14 protein-coding genes and 1 tRNA gene are annotated in these 13,640 nt (G+C 71.8%); 13 read left to right on the top strand and 2 right to left on the bottom strand.

The window, feature by feature from the left end; all coding sequences use genetic code 11:
• Positions 1-98: 98 nt before the first annotated feature.
• The 4 genes from FHR36_RS27630 to FHR36_RS27615 all read left to right on the top strand — a co-directional run bounded on the left by FHR36_RS27630 (position 99) and on the right by FHR36_RS27615 (position 3,562).
• Positions 99-797 carry a DUF899 domain-containing protein gene (locus tag FHR36_RS27630; RefSeq protein WP_253801394.1) on the top strand — a complete coding sequence of 233 codons (699 nt, stop codon included), beginning with the start codon at positions 99-101 and terminating at the stop codon, positions 795-797.
• Between the two features lie 160 nt (positions 798-957).
• Positions 958-1,704, top strand: a complete 747-nt coding sequence (locus FHR36_RS27625; protein WP_253801392.1) for an SDR family NAD(P)-dependent oxidoreductase — start codon at positions 958-960, stop codon at positions 1,702-1,704.
• 120 nt (positions 1,705-1,824) lie between these two features.
• Complete coding sequence (locus FHR36_RS27620) at positions 1,825-3,048, top strand: acyl-CoA dehydrogenase family protein (RefSeq protein ID WP_253801390.1); 1,224 nt, start codon at positions 1,825-1,827, stop codon at positions 3,046-3,048.
• Between the two features lie 142 nt (positions 3,049-3,190).
• The gene (locus FHR36_RS27615) at positions 3,191-3,562 is read left to right on the top strand and encodes an ArsR/SmtB family transcription factor (RefSeq protein ID WP_253801387.1); all 372 of its coding nucleotides are present in this window, start codon (positions 3,191-3,193) and stop codon (positions 3,560-3,562) included.
• 355 nt (positions 3,563-3,917) lie between these two features.
• Here FHR36_RS27615 and FHR36_RS27610 read toward each other — a convergent pair.
• Positions 3,918-4,005: transfer RNA gene (locus FHR36_RS27610), tRNA-Leu, on the bottom strand.
• Between the two features lie 577 nt (positions 4,006-4,582).
• Between FHR36_RS27610 and FHR36_RS27605 the strand changes: the two genes are divergently transcribed.
• Positions 4,583-5,044: an ATP-binding protein gene (locus FHR36_RS27605; protein ID WP_380231632.1), complete on the top strand. Its 462-nt coding sequence runs from the start codon at positions 4,583-4,585 to the stop codon at positions 5,042-5,044.
• An 84-nt stretch (positions 5,045-5,128) separates the two neighbouring features.
• On the opposite strand, the gene idi is transcribed toward FHR36_RS27605, so the two are convergent.
• On the bottom strand, positions 5,129-5,767 hold the full coding sequence (gene idi, locus FHR36_RS27600) for an isopentenyl-diphosphate Delta-isomerase (protein WP_253801384.1): 639 nt from the start codon (positions 5,765-5,767) through the stop codon (positions 5,129-5,131).
• A 532-nt stretch (positions 5,768-6,299) separates the two neighbouring features.
• Between idi and FHR36_RS27595 the strand changes: the two genes are divergently transcribed.
• The 8 genes from FHR36_RS27595 (at position 6,300) to hpnD (ending at position 13,618) form a co-directional block, all read left to right on the top strand.
• On the top strand, positions 6,300-7,055 hold the full coding sequence (locus tag FHR36_RS27595) for a phosphocholine cytidylyltransferase family protein (protein WP_253801383.1): 756 nt from the start codon (positions 6,300-6,302) through the stop codon (positions 7,053-7,055).
• Positions 7,043-8,104 carry an iron-containing alcohol dehydrogenase family protein gene (locus FHR36_RS27590; protein ID WP_253801382.1) on the top strand — a complete coding sequence of 354 codons (1,062 nt, stop codon included), beginning with the start codon at positions 7,043-7,045 and terminating at the stop codon, positions 8,102-8,104. Before FHR36_RS27595 ends, FHR36_RS27590 begins: the two co-directional genes overlap by 13 nt.
• Before the next feature lie 70 nt (positions 8,105-8,174).
• Positions 8,175-8,912: a CDP-alcohol phosphatidyltransferase family protein gene (locus FHR36_RS27585; protein ID WP_253801973.1), complete on the top strand. Its 738-nt coding sequence runs from the start codon at positions 8,175-8,177 to the stop codon at positions 8,910-8,912.
• Positions 8,909-9,790: a glycosyltransferase family 2 protein gene (locus FHR36_RS27580; RefSeq protein WP_253801381.1), complete on the top strand. Its 882-nt coding sequence runs from the start codon at positions 8,909-8,911 to the stop codon at positions 9,788-9,790. The genes FHR36_RS27585 and FHR36_RS27580 overlap by 4 nt, the downstream gene beginning before the upstream one ends.
• An 87-nt stretch (positions 9,791-9,877) precedes the next feature.
• Positions 9,878-10,849 (top strand): ABC transporter permease, encoded by a 972-nt coding sequence (locus FHR36_RS27575; RefSeq protein WP_253801380.1) that lies wholly within the window; start codon positions 9,878-9,880, stop codon positions 10,847-10,849.
• Positions 10,842-11,657, top strand: a complete 816-nt coding sequence (locus FHR36_RS27570; protein ID WP_253801379.1) for an ABC transporter ATP-binding protein — start codon at positions 10,842-10,844, stop codon at positions 11,655-11,657. The genes FHR36_RS27575 and FHR36_RS27570 overlap by 8 nt, the downstream gene beginning before the upstream one ends.
• A 138-nt stretch (positions 11,658-11,795) precedes the next feature.
• Positions 11,796-12,722 carry a squalene synthase HpnC gene (hpnC, locus tag FHR36_RS27565; RefSeq protein WP_253801378.1) on the top strand — a complete coding sequence of 309 codons (927 nt, stop codon included), beginning with the start codon at positions 11,796-11,798 and terminating at the stop codon, positions 12,720-12,722.
• Positions 12,723-12,730: 8 nt separating this feature from the next.
• Entirely contained in the window at positions 12,731-13,618 is an 888-nt protein-coding gene (gene hpnD, locus FHR36_RS27560) for a presqualene diphosphate synthase HpnD (protein ID WP_253801376.1), read from the top strand.
• Positions 13,619-13,640 lie beyond the last annotated feature (22 nt).

Genomic DNA, 13,640 nt, shown 5'->3' with positions numbered 1-13,640 from the left:
TTCGGCTGCCCTGGCAGTCTGAATTCACGGAAACGGTCCCGATCGGGAATCCGGGCGACGGAATCCGCCGCGCCCGCAATCAGTTCTGAGGAGATCTGATGAGTCTTCCGGAAATCGTCTCCAGGGAAGAGTGGCTGGAGGCGCGCAAGGCGCTGTTGGAGAAGGAGAAGGTGGTCACCAAGGCGCGCGACGACATCGCCGCCGAGCGCCGTCGGCTGCCGATGGTGCGGGTGGACAAGGACTACCGCTTCGTCGGTCCGGACGGCGAGCGCAGCCTGCTCGACCTGTTCGAGGGCCGCACCCAGCTGGTCGTCCGCCACTTCATGTTCGCGCCGACCGCCGAGGAGGGCTGCATCGGCTGCTCGATGCAGGCCGACAGCATCGGCGAGCTCGCCCACATGTGGGCGCGCGACACCACCTTCGTGATGGTCTCGCTGGCCGGCCAGGAGAAGCTCCAGGCCTGGAGCGCCCGGATGGGCTGGAACATCCCCTGGTACACCGCGGTGGGTGAGCAGTTCAACCGCGACTACGAGGTCACCACCGACCAGGGCGAGACCCCGGGCGTGAGCGCCTTCGTCCGCGACGGCGACCAGGTGTTCCACACCTACTCGGTCTTCGACCGGGGCGGCGAGATCTTCAAGAACTTCTACAACTACCTCGACATCACGGTGCTCGGACGGCAGGAGGAGCAGCTCGAACACCCGTGGGACTGGTGGCGGTTCAAGGACCGCTACGAGGACGCTGCCGCGGGCGGTCCCGGCGAGAACTTCTGGAACGGCACCCGCTTCAAGGCGTGACCGCCGTACCACCACCAGTGCCGCCCGCCGGACCGATCGGCGGGCGGCGCGCGTACCGGCCGGCCGCCACGACAGCTGACGATCCGTCATGATGCCGCTACGGGAGCCGATCCGTCGTCGGCTGCACCGTCCCTGAGACACCGTTGAGTTGGAGGACCCCATGAGCGACCTGTCCGGCCGCACCACGATCGTCGTCGGCGCCAGCCGGGGCCTGGGCCGCGGCGTGGCCACCGCCCTCGCCGAGGCAGGCGCCCCGGTGGTGGCCGTCTCCCGCACCGCGGTCGAGTACCCGGAGCCGGCCAACGGCGCCGGCAGCATCGCCGCCGAGGTGGCCGACGCCGCCGACCCGACCGTGGTCGGCGCCCTGATCGACCGCCACCGGCCCGCGAACGTCGTCGTGGTGGCCGGCGCGGGCCTCTACCTGCGTCCGCTCCAACTGCACACCTGGGAGAGCTTCTCGGCGCACTGGCAGGCCGATGTCAAGATCGCCTTCCACTGGGTGCGCGAGGTGCTGCTCAAGCCGCTGCCGTCCGGCAGCCGGGTGGTGCTGTTCGGCAGCGGCGCCGCGCTCAACGGGTCGCCGCTCAGCGGCGGTTACGCCGGCGCCAAGGCCACCCAGCGCTTCATCGCCGCGTACGCCCAGGAGGAGGCCGAGCGGGCCGGCCTGGACATCTCCTTCAGCGTGGTGATGCCCCGGATGACCGCGCTCACCGACTTCGGCCTCGAGGCGGCCCGCGCGTACGCGGAACGCAGCGGGGTGCCCGAGGAGCGCTTCATCCAGCAGATGGGCCCGCAGCTCAGCCCGGAGGCCGCCGGCGCCGCCGTGGTCGAGCTGGTGACGGCCGACGCCGCCTCGCTCGCGCCCGGCTACGTGCTCACCGGGGCCGGCCTGAAGAAGCTGGGCTGATCCCGCCCGACCTGCCTGATCCCCACCACACCGTCCCTCGTCCGGGGCCGGGACCGTGACAGCGGTCCCGGCCCCGGCGCGTATCCGGGCACCGTCCGCCGACGAACCGAGGAGGAAACCATGACCACCGCCACCGCCACCGCCATCGCCGCCACCGCCAACACCACTGCCACCGCCCCGTCCCGCGAGGAGATGGTCGGACGGATCGCCGAGATCGCCCCGGTGATCCGGGCCAACGCCGCCTGGTCGGCCGAGCACCGCAGACTCCACGAGGACACGCTCCGGGCGCTGACCGAGGCGGGCGTCTTCCGGATGCGGCTGCCACTGCACCACGGCGGCTACGAGTCGGACGCCCGGACCATGGTCGACGTCGCCGACGCGATCGCGCAGGCCGACGGGTCCGCCGCCTGGGTGGTGGCCTGTTCCTGGATCGCGACGTACGGACTCGGCCTCTACCCGGACGAGGTCCAGGACGAGGTGTTCGCCGACCCGGACGCCCAGTTCTGCACCACCATCGGCCCGGGCACCGCCACCGCCGTCCCGGTGGACGGCGGCATCCTGGTCAACGGCACCTGGCCGTGCATCAGCGGTGCGCTGAGCAGCCGGTACCAGCAGATCGCGGCGGTCCTGCTGGACCCGGACGGCGACCCGTACCCGGTGATGGGCCCGGTCGCGCTGTCCGAGCTGGAGATCAGCGACAACTGGCACACCACCGGCTTCCGCGGCACCGGCAGTGTCGCCACCACCGCCCGGGACCTGTTCATCCCGCAGGAGCGCGTCCTGCCCGCGCCCGCCGTGGTCGCCGGCCACTCGCGCTCGATCCGCAACGCCGAACTGGCGATGTACCGGGCCCCGTTCGTCGCGGTCGGCGCGGCGGCCACCGTCGGGGTGGCCACCGGCATGGTCAAGACCCTGCGGGACGTCTTCTTCGAGCGGCTGCCCGGCCGGCGGATCACCTACACCGAGTACCCCAGCCAGGCCGAGGCGCCGGTCACCCACCTGCGGCTGGCGGAAGCGGTGATGAAGATCGACGAGGCCGAGTTCCACGCCCACCGGCTGGCCGGCCTGATCGACGAGAAGTGCGCCTCCGGCGCCCCGTGGGAGCTGGCCGAACGCGGCCGCACCCGGGCCGACGAGGGCGCCGCCGTGCGGCTCGCCAAGGAGGCCGCCGAGATCCTCACCCAGGCGAGCGGCGGCTCCTCTGCGTACACCCACCTGCCGATCCAGCGGATCGCCGACGACCTGCACGTGCTCGGCCTGCACGCCATGATGAACCCGGACGTCAACGCCGAGATCTACGGCCGGATCCTGTGCGGCCTCGAGCCCCACACCTACTACGTCTGACCCGCCGCCCATCGAGGCCCGGAACCTGCCCCCCACCTGCACAGGTGTTCCGTCGGGCATGGTTGGGTGAGGTACAACTGTGGGGTTGCACCCTGACGACGTCGACGAAGGAGTCCCTCATGCACGCCGCGGAGCAGGCCGCGTGACCGAGGAGCGTTCCGGCGCCGGCGAGCCGGTCGACAGCGTCCTCGGTGCCCTGGCGGACCCGACCCGGCGGCGGCTGCTCGACCTGCTCGCCGCCCGGGGCGAGGTCACCGCGACCTCGCTCGCCGCCGAGGTGCCCGTCTCCCGGCAGGCAGTGGTCAAGCACCTCGCGATCCTGGACGCCGCCGGGCTGGTCACCGGCCGCCGGGCCGGCCGCGAGGTCCGCTACTCGGTCCGCCCCGCCGCCCTGGACGCCACCGCCCGCTGGATGGCCTCGCTCGCCTCCGAGTGGGACCGCCGACTCGCCTCCGTCAAGCGCCTCGCCGAAGCCGCCGAAGCCGCCGACCGGGACACCCACAACGGTTCCTGAACGTCTGCGACATGCCGTATGACCGGCCGTGCTGTTCATGTGTCCTGGGCGTTTCTGGCCGTTCGGGACCCCCGGCGATCATGGGTTGGTCACGTGACCACGCCTCTCCGCTGCCGAGATTCGGCGAAGCCCTGACAAGCACCGACTCGGCGGCGCATGATCCGAGCAGTGCAACCGAGCGCAACCGATGCGACGGTCCGTGTGGCTGCCGTCCGGCACGGTCGTCCACCGGGCCGCTGTGTCGTGTCCGCCCCGTGGGGCTCACGGCCCCGTGGTGCCGTGCCCGATCGGCCTGTGAGCCATTGACGCCGGGGCTCCACATGGCAAAAGACCCCTGATCAACAGGGGTCTCAGCTGGTGTCCGAGGGGGGACTTGAACCCCCACGCCCGATAAAGGGCACTAGCACCTCAAGCTAGCGCGTCTGCCATTCCGCCACCCGGACCGGGTGTTCACCTCGGGGTTTCCTTCCGTCCGCCCCGTGGCGACAGAGAGAACATTACCAGGCCCCCGGAGCGCTTCTCACCTGCGTTTCTGTGACCCGGGAGGTGGGGAGGGAGGGGGTGGCGGGAGAGGATCGGGTCGGATGGTGGCAAGTCGGACATTCGGCTGGTCGGGACGGTGGGAGGAGGGGTGACCAGTCCGGGTCGTCCGGGCGGCAGGAGTGGGCGCAAGCGCGCGGGAGGTGGCCGGAAACGGTCGCAAGTGTTCACCCGGCGCCTAGTTCCAGTCCGGACGCCGGTGGTCACCTGGTGCTCTCCTAGCCTCTGTGGACCTAGGGAGCCTTGAGCGGAACGCCCGATTCCCGAGAGTTCGCCGCGCTCCGGCAGGTCGGAGCGGTACGGCGGCCGAGCCTCCCGTCACCGTGTGAAGGGCGGCTTGTGGTGGAGCGACAGACCAGCGGGGCGGCGGGGTCGGCCGTGCGGCGCCCGGCGGAGGGTTCGGCCCCGGGGCTCGGGCGGCTCGAGGCGGAGCCGGCGCCGGGTGTGTGGAGGTTCTCCGCACTCTCCAACGATGCCTCGGTGCCGCGCACCAGACATGCGGTGCGGGACCGCCTGCTGGCGCAGGGCATGGCGGGCGAGCGCTTCCAGGAGCTGGTGGACGACCTCCTGCTGATCGTCTCCGAGTTGGTCAGCAATGCGGTGACGCACGCCGCGGTGCTCTCGCCCGAGGTCAGCACCGAGTTGTCGATCGGCGAGGGCCGGGTGCGGGTCGCGGTGACCGACGGGCACCCGTACCGGCCGAAGGCGCAGGAGAGCGACCTCGGCCGGCTGGGCGGGCGCGGGCTGCTGCTGGTCAAGAGCGTGACGCTGCAGGCCGGCGGGGTGTGCGACGTGGAGCGGACCGAGGAGGGCGGCAAGGTGATCTGGGCGTCGCTGCCGCTGCCGGCCCCGCGCGGACCCGAGAAGGAGTCGTACGAGGCCGGACGGAGCTGGGACGAGGGCCCGGACGCGGCCGGGGCCGCCTGGCCGGCCGGGGTGTGACCCCGGCGCCCGCCCCGGATCAGGGTCGGCCGGCTCTGCTGCCCTGTTGCCCGACCCGGCAGGCCCGGGCAACAGGGCGGACGCCTACCAGTCGCGGCCGGCGATCTCCCGGATGCCGGGCAGCGCGGCCTCGAAGACGGTCTGGAACCACACCGAGAAGGGCTTCTCCTCCTGGAGCGCCCGCAGCTCGGCCGGGGTGACGAAGCGGGTGGAGTCGACCTCGGACGGGTTCGGGTCGACATCGGCGGTGACCAGGCCGACGAAGAGGTGGTTCCACTCGCGCTCGATCAGCCCGGTGGCCTCGTCGGGCAGGTCGTAGCGGACCGTGCCGGCCTCGCAGAGCAGCGCCGGGGCGACGCCCAGCTCCTCCGCGGTGCGGCGGGCGGCGGCGACGAAGGGCTGCTCGTCGGGGTACGGGTGGCCGCAGCAGGTGTTGGACCACACCCCGGGGGAGTGGTACTTGCCGAGCGCGCGGCGCTGGAGCAGCAGGCGCCCGCGCTGGTCGAAGAGGAACACCGAGAAGGCGCGGTGCAGCCGGCCCGGCTGCTGGTGGGCCCACATCTTCTCGCCCGTGCCGATGGTGACGCCTTCGTCGTCGACCAGTTCCAGCAGGATCTCCGGCGACTGCGCGGGCGCGGGTACCGGTGCGGAGGCGGCGGACGACCCGGGGGAGGCGGCGAGCCGCGCCTCGCGGTCGTCGGTCCGGCTGGTCGCTGCGGTCATGGGCTTGGGGCCCCTTTCGGCGCGTGGACCGGGGCCGCCGCGCGGGCGTGCGGGCCCGGGGCCGCCCACCCGGTCCTGGGGTCGGCTGCTCGTCGCCGGTGGCCGCGCGCCCGCCGGTGTCGGGCGGACGGCACGAGGGATCACCGGCGGCGTCGGGGCCCCAGTCTGCCCCATCGTTCACGGTCCGTGCCCGTCCGACGCACTCCGGGGTGGGTAACGGTCGAATGATTGGCAGATCTGTTCGAAACATGAACGCTCCGGACGCCGGACGTTCACACGCCTGTTCACCGCGGGCCCCGGAATGCCCACCGGAGGGCCGTGGAATGCGTAGTGGAGGGTTCCGGATCCGGCCCCGGGCAGCCATGCCCCCGTTCTGCCTGGTCGCCGGGGTCGCCTACCATCACTAGGACACGGTGGACAGTAACTGCGCCATCGGCGCGCCGCGCCGGGTCACGGTCTCCGGTCGGTCGCAGGCCTGCCGGCGGCCGGCTCGCGGGCCGGCCGCAGCACTCGACGAATCAGGAGACACCGCATGATCGGCCTCGTTCTGGCGGCCGGCGCCGGCCGCCGGCTCCGCCCGTACACCGACACCCTGCCCAAGGCGCTGGTGCCGGTCGACGGCGAGCGGACGGTGCTGGACCTGACCCTCGGCAACTTCGCCGAGGTGGGCCTGCGCGAGGCCGCGATCGTGGTGGGCTACCGCAAGGAGGCGGTCTACGACCGCAAGGACGCCCTGGAGCAGAAGTACGGCGTCAAGCTCACCCTGGTCGAGAACAACAAGGCCGAGGAGTGGAACAACGCCTACTCCCTGTGGTGCGCCCGGGAGCTCTTCGGCGAGGGCCTGCTGCTGGCCAACGGCGACACCGTGCACCCCGCCTCGGTGCAGCGCACCATGCTGGACGGCAACGACCGGATGATCAAGGAGGGCGTCGCCCCCGGCATCCTGCTCGCGCTGGACACCGTGAAGAAGCTGGCCGACGAGGAGATGAAGGTCGTCGTCGACCCCGCGCTCGGCATGCGCCGGATCACCAAGCTGATGGACCCGCTCGAGGCGACCGGCGAGTACATCGGCGTCACGGTGATCAACCCGTCCGCCAAGGACGCCCTCGCCGACGCCCTGAAGGCCACCTTCGAGCGCGACCCGCAGCTGTACTACGAGGACGGCTACCAGGAGATGGTCGACCGCGGCCTGCGGATCGACGTGCAGCCGATCGGCGAGGTCTCCTGGGTCGAGGTGGACAACCACGACGACCTGAACAAGGCGCGGGAGATCGCGTGCCGGTACTGACCCGCCTGATGCCGTCGCCGCTCTTCGTGGAGATCCGGCCGGGCGCCCTGGACGCGCTCGGCGGCATCCTCGCGGACCAGCGGCTGTCCGCCTCCGGGCGGATCGCGGTGGCGATCAGCGGCGGCTCGGGCGCCGCGCTGCGCGGGCGCCTGGAGCCGGCGCTGCCGGGCGCCGACTGGTACGAGGTGGCCGACGGCACCCTGGACGCCGCCGTCCGGCTGGCCGACGACATGCGCGGCGGCCACTACGACGCCATCGTCGGCCTCGGCGGCGGCAAGATCATCGACGCCGCGAAGTACGCCGCGGCCCGGGTCGGCCTGCCGCTGGTCGCGGTGGCCACCAACCTGGCCCACGACGGCATCTGCTCCCCGGTCTCCATCCTCGACAACGACGCCGGGCGGGGCTCGTACGGGGTGCCCAGCCCGATCGGCATCGTGGTCGACCTGGACGTGGTCGCCAAGGCCCCGAAGCGCTTCGTCGCGGCCGGGATCGGCGACGTGGTCTCCAACATCTCGGCCTGCGCGGACTGGGAGCTCTCGCACGCCGTGACCGGCGAACCGCTGGACGGACTGGCCGTCGCGATGGCCCGCTCGGCCGCCGAGAACCTGCTGCGCCACCCGGGCAGCCTGGAGGACCGGGACCTCCTGACGTCGCTGGCAGAAGCCCTGGTACTGTCCGGCATCGCGATGAACATCGCGGGCAGCACCCGGCCCTCATCGGGCGCCTGCCACGAGATCTCGCATGCCCTGGACGTGCTGTATCCCAAGCGGTCCGCCCAGCACGGCGAGCAGTGCGGCCTCGGGGCCGCGTTCGCGAGCCACCTGCGGGGCGAGTGTGAGCTGACCGGCCTGATCGTGGACCGCCTGCGGTTCCACGGCCTGCCGGTGACCGCCGATCAGATCGGCTTCTCGGCAGCGGAGTTCACCGAAGCGGTGCACTACGCTCCGAACACCCGCCCGGGGCGCTTCACCATCCTCGAGCACCTCGACCTCTCCCCATCCGACATCAGGGATGCGTACGCCGACTATGTCCAAGCCGTCAACAGCTGAACGCCCCGTCGTGGACCTCACCCGCCGGCCCTCGATCGAGGAACTGCGCGCCGTGATCCACCCGGAGGGCATGCTCCAGCGCCGCAGCGCGGAGCACTGGGCCGGTCGCCTCTACATGCGGAAGATCTCGCTGCGGATCACCCGCATACTCTCCACCGTCACCGCGATCACGCCCAACGGGCTGACCTACCTGATGATGGTCACCGGCATCCTGGCCGGCGCCGCGCTGGTGATCCCCGGCCTGGCCGGCGCGGTCCTGGCGGCCTTCCTGATCCAGGTCTACCTGCTGCTGGACTGCGTGGACGGCGAGGTGGCCCGCTGGCGGCGGCAGACCTCGCTGACCGGCGTCTACCTGGACCGGGTCGGCCACTACATGTCCGAGGCGGCGCTGCTCACCGGCCTCGGCCTGCGCGGGGTCGACCTGTTCCACCGCGAGGGCACCGCGGCCCACTGGGAGTGGGCCTTCCTCGGCACCCTGGCCGCGCTCGGCGCGATCCTGATCAAGTCCGAGACCGACCTGGTGGACGTGGCCCGCGCCCGCAGCGGCCTGACCGCCGTCGAGGACGCCGCCTCGGTGCCGCGCTCGGCCGGCGTGGCCAAGGCCCGCCGGGCCGCCGCGATGCTGAAGTTCCACCGCCTGGTCGGCGCCGTGGAGGCCTCGCTGTTCATCCTGGCCGCCGGCATCGCCGACCAGGTCCACGGCGGGCTCTTCTTCACCCGTCTGGCGGTGGTCGTGCTGGCCGCGATCGCCATGCTGCAGACGGTCCTGCACCTGCTGAGCATCGTCCTGTCGAGCAGGCTGCGATGAGCGGGTTCAAGCTCGGTGCGGTGATCATCACGATGGGCAACCGGCCCGCCGAGCTGAACGCCCTGATCGAGTCGGTCCGGGCCCAGCAGGGCCCGGCCGTCGAGCTCGCCGTGGTCGGCAACGGCGCCCCGCTGCCGGCCCTGCCGGCCGGGGTGCGGGCCGTGGAGCTGCCGGAGAACCTCGGCATCCCGGGCGGCCGCAACGTCGGCATCGAGCTGTTCGGCCCGGACGGCCGCGACGTCGACGCGGTGCTCTTCCTGGACGACGACGGGCTGCTGCCGAACACCGATTCGGCCGAGCACCTGCGCCGGGCCTTCACCGAGGACCCGAGCCTGGGCATCGTCTCGTTCCGGATCGCGGACCCGGAGACCGGCACCACCCAGCGGCGCCACGTGCCGCGGGTCCGGGTCGGCGACCCCCTGCGCGGCTCGCGGGTGACCACCTTCCTGGGCGGCGCCAGCGCGGTGCGCACCGCGGTCTTCCCGCAGGCCGGGCAGCTCCCGGCGGAGTTCTTCTACGCCCACGAGGAGACCGACCTGGCCTGGCGGGCGCTGGACGCCGGCTGGTCGATCGACTACCTCCCCGACGTGGTGCTGCACCACCCGGCCACCTCCCCGGCCCGACACGGCGCGTACTTCCACAACGTGGCCCGCAACCGGGTGTGGCTGGCCCGACGGAACCTTCCGGCCCCCCTGGTGCCTCTTTACCTGGGGACGTGGTTGCTGCTCACCCTGGCCCGCCGCCCCTCCCGCGACGGACTGAAGGCGTGGCTGGGCGGCTTCCGCGCCGGCTGGAGCGAGCCCTGCGGGCCGCGCCGACCGATCAGGTGGAGCACCGTCTGGCGCTTGACCAGGCTCGGCAGACCGCCAATCATCTGATCGCAACCTATCGGCGAATCCCCCGTGCCGATCCCGCGAGCAGCGAAACCGTGTCCCCCGTGGTTGCACCTCCCGTGAAGGACGAATGTGTCGACACTGAGTGACCCCGTCAGCCTCTCCTCGCCGAGGGGAACCGACGCGGGCCTGACGCCCAAGGAACTGGCGGCCAAGTACCACCTGTCGGTCAGCGGCCGGCGGCCGACCCTGCCCGAGTACGTGCGGCAGCTGTGGGCCCGGCGGGCCTTCATCACGGCCTTCGCCACCGCCCGTCTGGTGGCGCAGTACACCACCGCCAAGCTGGGCCAGCTCTGGCAGGTACTGACCCCGCTGCTGAACTGCGCGGTCTTCTACCTGGTCTTCGGCATGATCCTGCGCAGCCGGGACTCGGTCCCGATCTACATCGCGTGGCTGTGCGTCGGCGTCTTCGTCTTCCAGTTCTCGCAGAGCGCGATCCAGGCCGGTACCCGGTCCATCTCGGACAACCTGGGCCTGATCCGGGCGCTGCACTTCCCGCGCGCCGCGCTGCCGGTCGCCTTCACCGTGATCCAGCTGCAGCAGCTGCTGATCTCGATGGTGGTGCTGGTCGGCATCGTCCTGGCGAATGGTGTGACGCCCGGCCCGACCTGGCTGCTGATCATCCCGGCGCTGCTGCTGCAGTGCTTCTTCAACACCGGTCTGGCCCTGGTGATGGCCCGGGTCGGCGCCAAGACCTCGGACATCTCGCAGCTGATGCCCTTCCTGCTGCGCACCTGGATGTACGTCTCGGGCGTGATGTACAGCGTCTCGCCGTACATCCAGAGCTGGCCGAAGATCTACCAGACGCTGTACTCCTGGAACCCGGCCACCATCTACATGGACCTGATGCGCTACGCGTTCATGCCGGACAGCTTCAACCCGCACATCTACCCCGGTGGCACCGACGCGGCCGGCCACGCGATGCCCAAGGCGTTGATCCTGCCGGACCACATCTGGATGATGGCCGTGACCTGGGCGGTCGTCGCCTTCGTCCTCGGCTTCGTGTTCTTCTGGAAGGCGGAGGAGGAGTACGGCCGTGGCTGACACAGCTCTGAGTGACGTCAAGGAGGCGGTCCCGGTGGACGCCCAGCAGGCCAAGGTTCCGACGGTCGTCGTGGACGACGTGCACATCGTGTACAAGGTGCACGGCGCGGGCTCGGGCAAGGGCAGCGCCACCTCGGCGCTGAGCCGCATCATCACCCGCAAGAAGTCGCCGGCGATCCGCGAGGTGCACGCGGTCCGCGGCGTCAGCTTCACCGCCTACAAGGGCGAGGCGGTCGGCCTGATCGGGTCCAACGGCTCGGGCAAGTCGACCATGCTGGCGGCCATCGCCGGCCTGCTGCCGACCGAGCGGGGCGCGATCTACACCCACGGGCAGCCCTCGCTGCTGGGTGTCAACGCCGCGCTGATGAACGACCTGACCGGTGAGCGCAACGTGGTGCTGGGCTGCCTGGCGATGGGCATGAGCCCGGCCCAGGTGCGCGAGCGCTACCAGGGCATCGTCGACTTCTCGGGCATCAACGAGAAGGGCGACTTCATCTCGCTGCCCATGCGCACGTACTCCTCCGGCATGGGCGCCCGCCTGCGGTTCTCCATCGCGGCGGCCAAGGCGCACGACGTGCTGCTGATCGACGAGGCGCTGGCCACCGGCGACCAGGCGTTCCAGAACCGCTCCAAGAAGCGGATCGAGGAGCTGCGCAAGGAGGCCGGTACGGTCTTCCTGGTCAGCCACGACAACAACTCGATCCGCGAGACCTGCGAGCGGACCATCTGGATCGAGCACGGCGAGCTGGTGATGGACGGGCACACCGAAGAGGTGGTCCGGATGTACGAGAAGGGTGAGCGCCCCTGACCTGGGGGTGAGCACGCAGGCAGGGCCGGTACCGGGGCTCCCGGTACCGGCCCTGCGCTGTGCGGGTGACCGGGTGACGTGTGCGTGTCCGAGCCGCGAGGGCGACGGGCACCGGTGTAGAACGGGGGAGTGACCGCAGTGTCGGCTTCAGCCAAATCAGATAACCAGACGGACGGTGCCACGCTGGAGAAGGCGGACCTGGAGAACTTCCCGGTGGCCCCCTCCTTCCTGCCCGCCGCCTGGCGGTCCGACCTGATGGCGGTCTACGGCTTCGCCCGGCTGGTGGACGACGCCGGCGACGGCGACCTGGCCGACCCGGCGGCCGTGGCCGGGCTGCTCGGGGTGGAGGCGGGTGAGGACGCTCCCGGCTTCCGGCTCGCCCTGCTGGACGGGCTGGAGCGCGACCTGGACCGGGTCTTCGCCGCCGCCCTCGGCGACAGCGCCGAGCAGCCGCTCCACCCCCTGATGCGGGCCCTGGTCCCGACCGTGGACCGGCACGGCCTCACCCCCGAGCCGTTCCGCCGGCTGATCGAGGCCAACCGGGTGGACCAGCGCGACAGCCGCTACCCGACCTACCAGGACCTGCTGCGCTACTGCACGCTCTCCGCCGACCCGGTCGGCCGCCTGGTGCTCGGCATCGCCGGCCGGCTGACCCCCGAGCGGATCGAACTCTCCGACGCCGTCTGCACCGCGCTGCAGATCGTCGAGCACCTCCAGGACGTCGCGGAGGACCTCGGCCGCGACCGGATCTACCTCCCCCAGGAGTCGATGGCCCGGTTCGGGGTGACCGAGGCCGACCTCGCCGCGCCGTCCGCCGGGCCGGCCGTGCGCGAGCTGGTCGCCTTCGAGGCCGGCCGGGCCCGGACCCTGCTCGACCGGGGTTCACCGCTGGTGGGTACGGTTCACGGGAGGCTCCGACTGCTGCTGGCGGGATTCACCGCCGGCGGGTACGCGGCCCTGGACGCCATCGAGGCGGCCGGGTACGACGTGCTCGCGCACCAGCCGAAGCCGGACAAGCGCCGCCTCGCACTCCGGGCGGCGGCACTCTTCGTGAAGGGAAGGTGAACGCCCGAGTGGCGGCATCACCACTGGCGTCGGCGCCGGTCCTGGCGGCCTACCGCTACTGCGAGGCGGTCACCGCCCTGCAGGCCCGCAACTTCAGCTACGGCATCCGCCTGCTGCCGGAGCCCAAGCGGCTGGCCATGTCCGCGCTGTACGCCCTGGCCCGCCGGGTCGACGACATCGGCGACGGCGAGCTGCCGGCCGAGCAGAAGGCCGAGGCGCTGCTGCGCACCCGCGGCCTGCTGGACGAGATCCGCCGCGGCGAGGTCACCGAGGAGGACACCGACCCGATCAAGGTGGCGCTGGCCGACGCCGCCCGCCGCTTCCCGATCCCGCTGGACGGCTTCGACGAGCTGATCGACGGCGTCGAGATGGACCTCAAGGGCGCCGAGTACCGCACCTTCGAGGAGCTCAAGGTCTACTGCCGCTGCGTGGCCGGCTCGATCGGGCGGCTCTCCCTCGGCGTCTACGGCTGCCGGGACTGGGAGCGCGGCGCCGCGTACGCCGACACCCTGGGCCTGGCGCTGCAGCTCACCAACATCCTCCGCGACCTGCGCGAGGACGCCCTGAACGGCCGCACCTACCTGCCCGCGGAGGACCTGGAGCGGTTCGGCTGCCAGCAGGGCTTCGCCACCGACCTGCCCGCCGGCGCCGACTTCGCCGGCCTGGTGGCCTTCCAGGCCGCGCGGGCCCAGCAGGCCTTCGAGGAGGGCCTGCGGCTGCTGCCGATGCTGGACCGCCGCAGCCGGGCCTGCACCGCCGCGATGGCCGGCATCTACCACCGCCTGCTCGGCCGGATCGCCGCCGACCCGGAGTCGGTGCTCCGCGGCCGGGTCTCGCTGCCCGGCTGGGAGAAGGCGTACGTGGCACTGTCCGGGCTCGCCGGAGGGCGTTCTTGATTCTCTCGCCAGTTATGTCACG

Origin of the sequence: Kitasatospora cinereorecta (assembly GCF_024172095.1) — a bacterium.
GTDB classification, from domain to species: domain Bacteria; phylum Actinomycetota; class Actinomycetes; order Streptomycetales; family Streptomycetaceae; genus Kitasatospora; species Kitasatospora cinereorecta.
This window is presented reverse-complemented; position numbering and strand designations above follow the sequence as displayed.

Coding starts and splice junctions, on each gene's coding strand:
- FHR36_RS27630 (WP_253801394.1), top strand. CDS start 99: ATGAGTCTTCCGGAAATCGTCTCCAGGGAAGAGTGGCTGGAGGCGCGC.
- FHR36_RS27625 (WP_253801392.1), top strand. CDS start 958: ATGAGCGACCTGTCCGGCCGCACCACGATCGTCGTCGGCGCCAGCCGG.
- FHR36_RS27620 (WP_253801390.1), top strand. CDS start 1,825: ATGACCACCGCCACCGCCACCGCCATCGCCGCCACCGCCAACACCACT.
- idi (WP_253801384.1), bottom strand. CDS start 5,767: ATGACCGCAGCGACCAGCCGGACCGACGACCGCGAGGCGCGGCTCGCC.
- FHR36_RS27595 (WP_253801383.1), top strand. CDS start 6,300: ATGATCGGCCTCGTTCTGGCGGCCGGCGCCGGCCGCCGGCTCCGCCCG.
- FHR36_RS27585 (WP_253801973.1), top strand. CDS start 8,175: ATGCTCCAGCGCCGCAGCGCGGAGCACTGGGCCGGTCGCCTCTACATG.
- FHR36_RS27580 (WP_253801381.1), top strand. CDS start 8,909: ATGAGCGGGTTCAAGCTCGGTGCGGTGATCATCACGATGGGCAACCGG.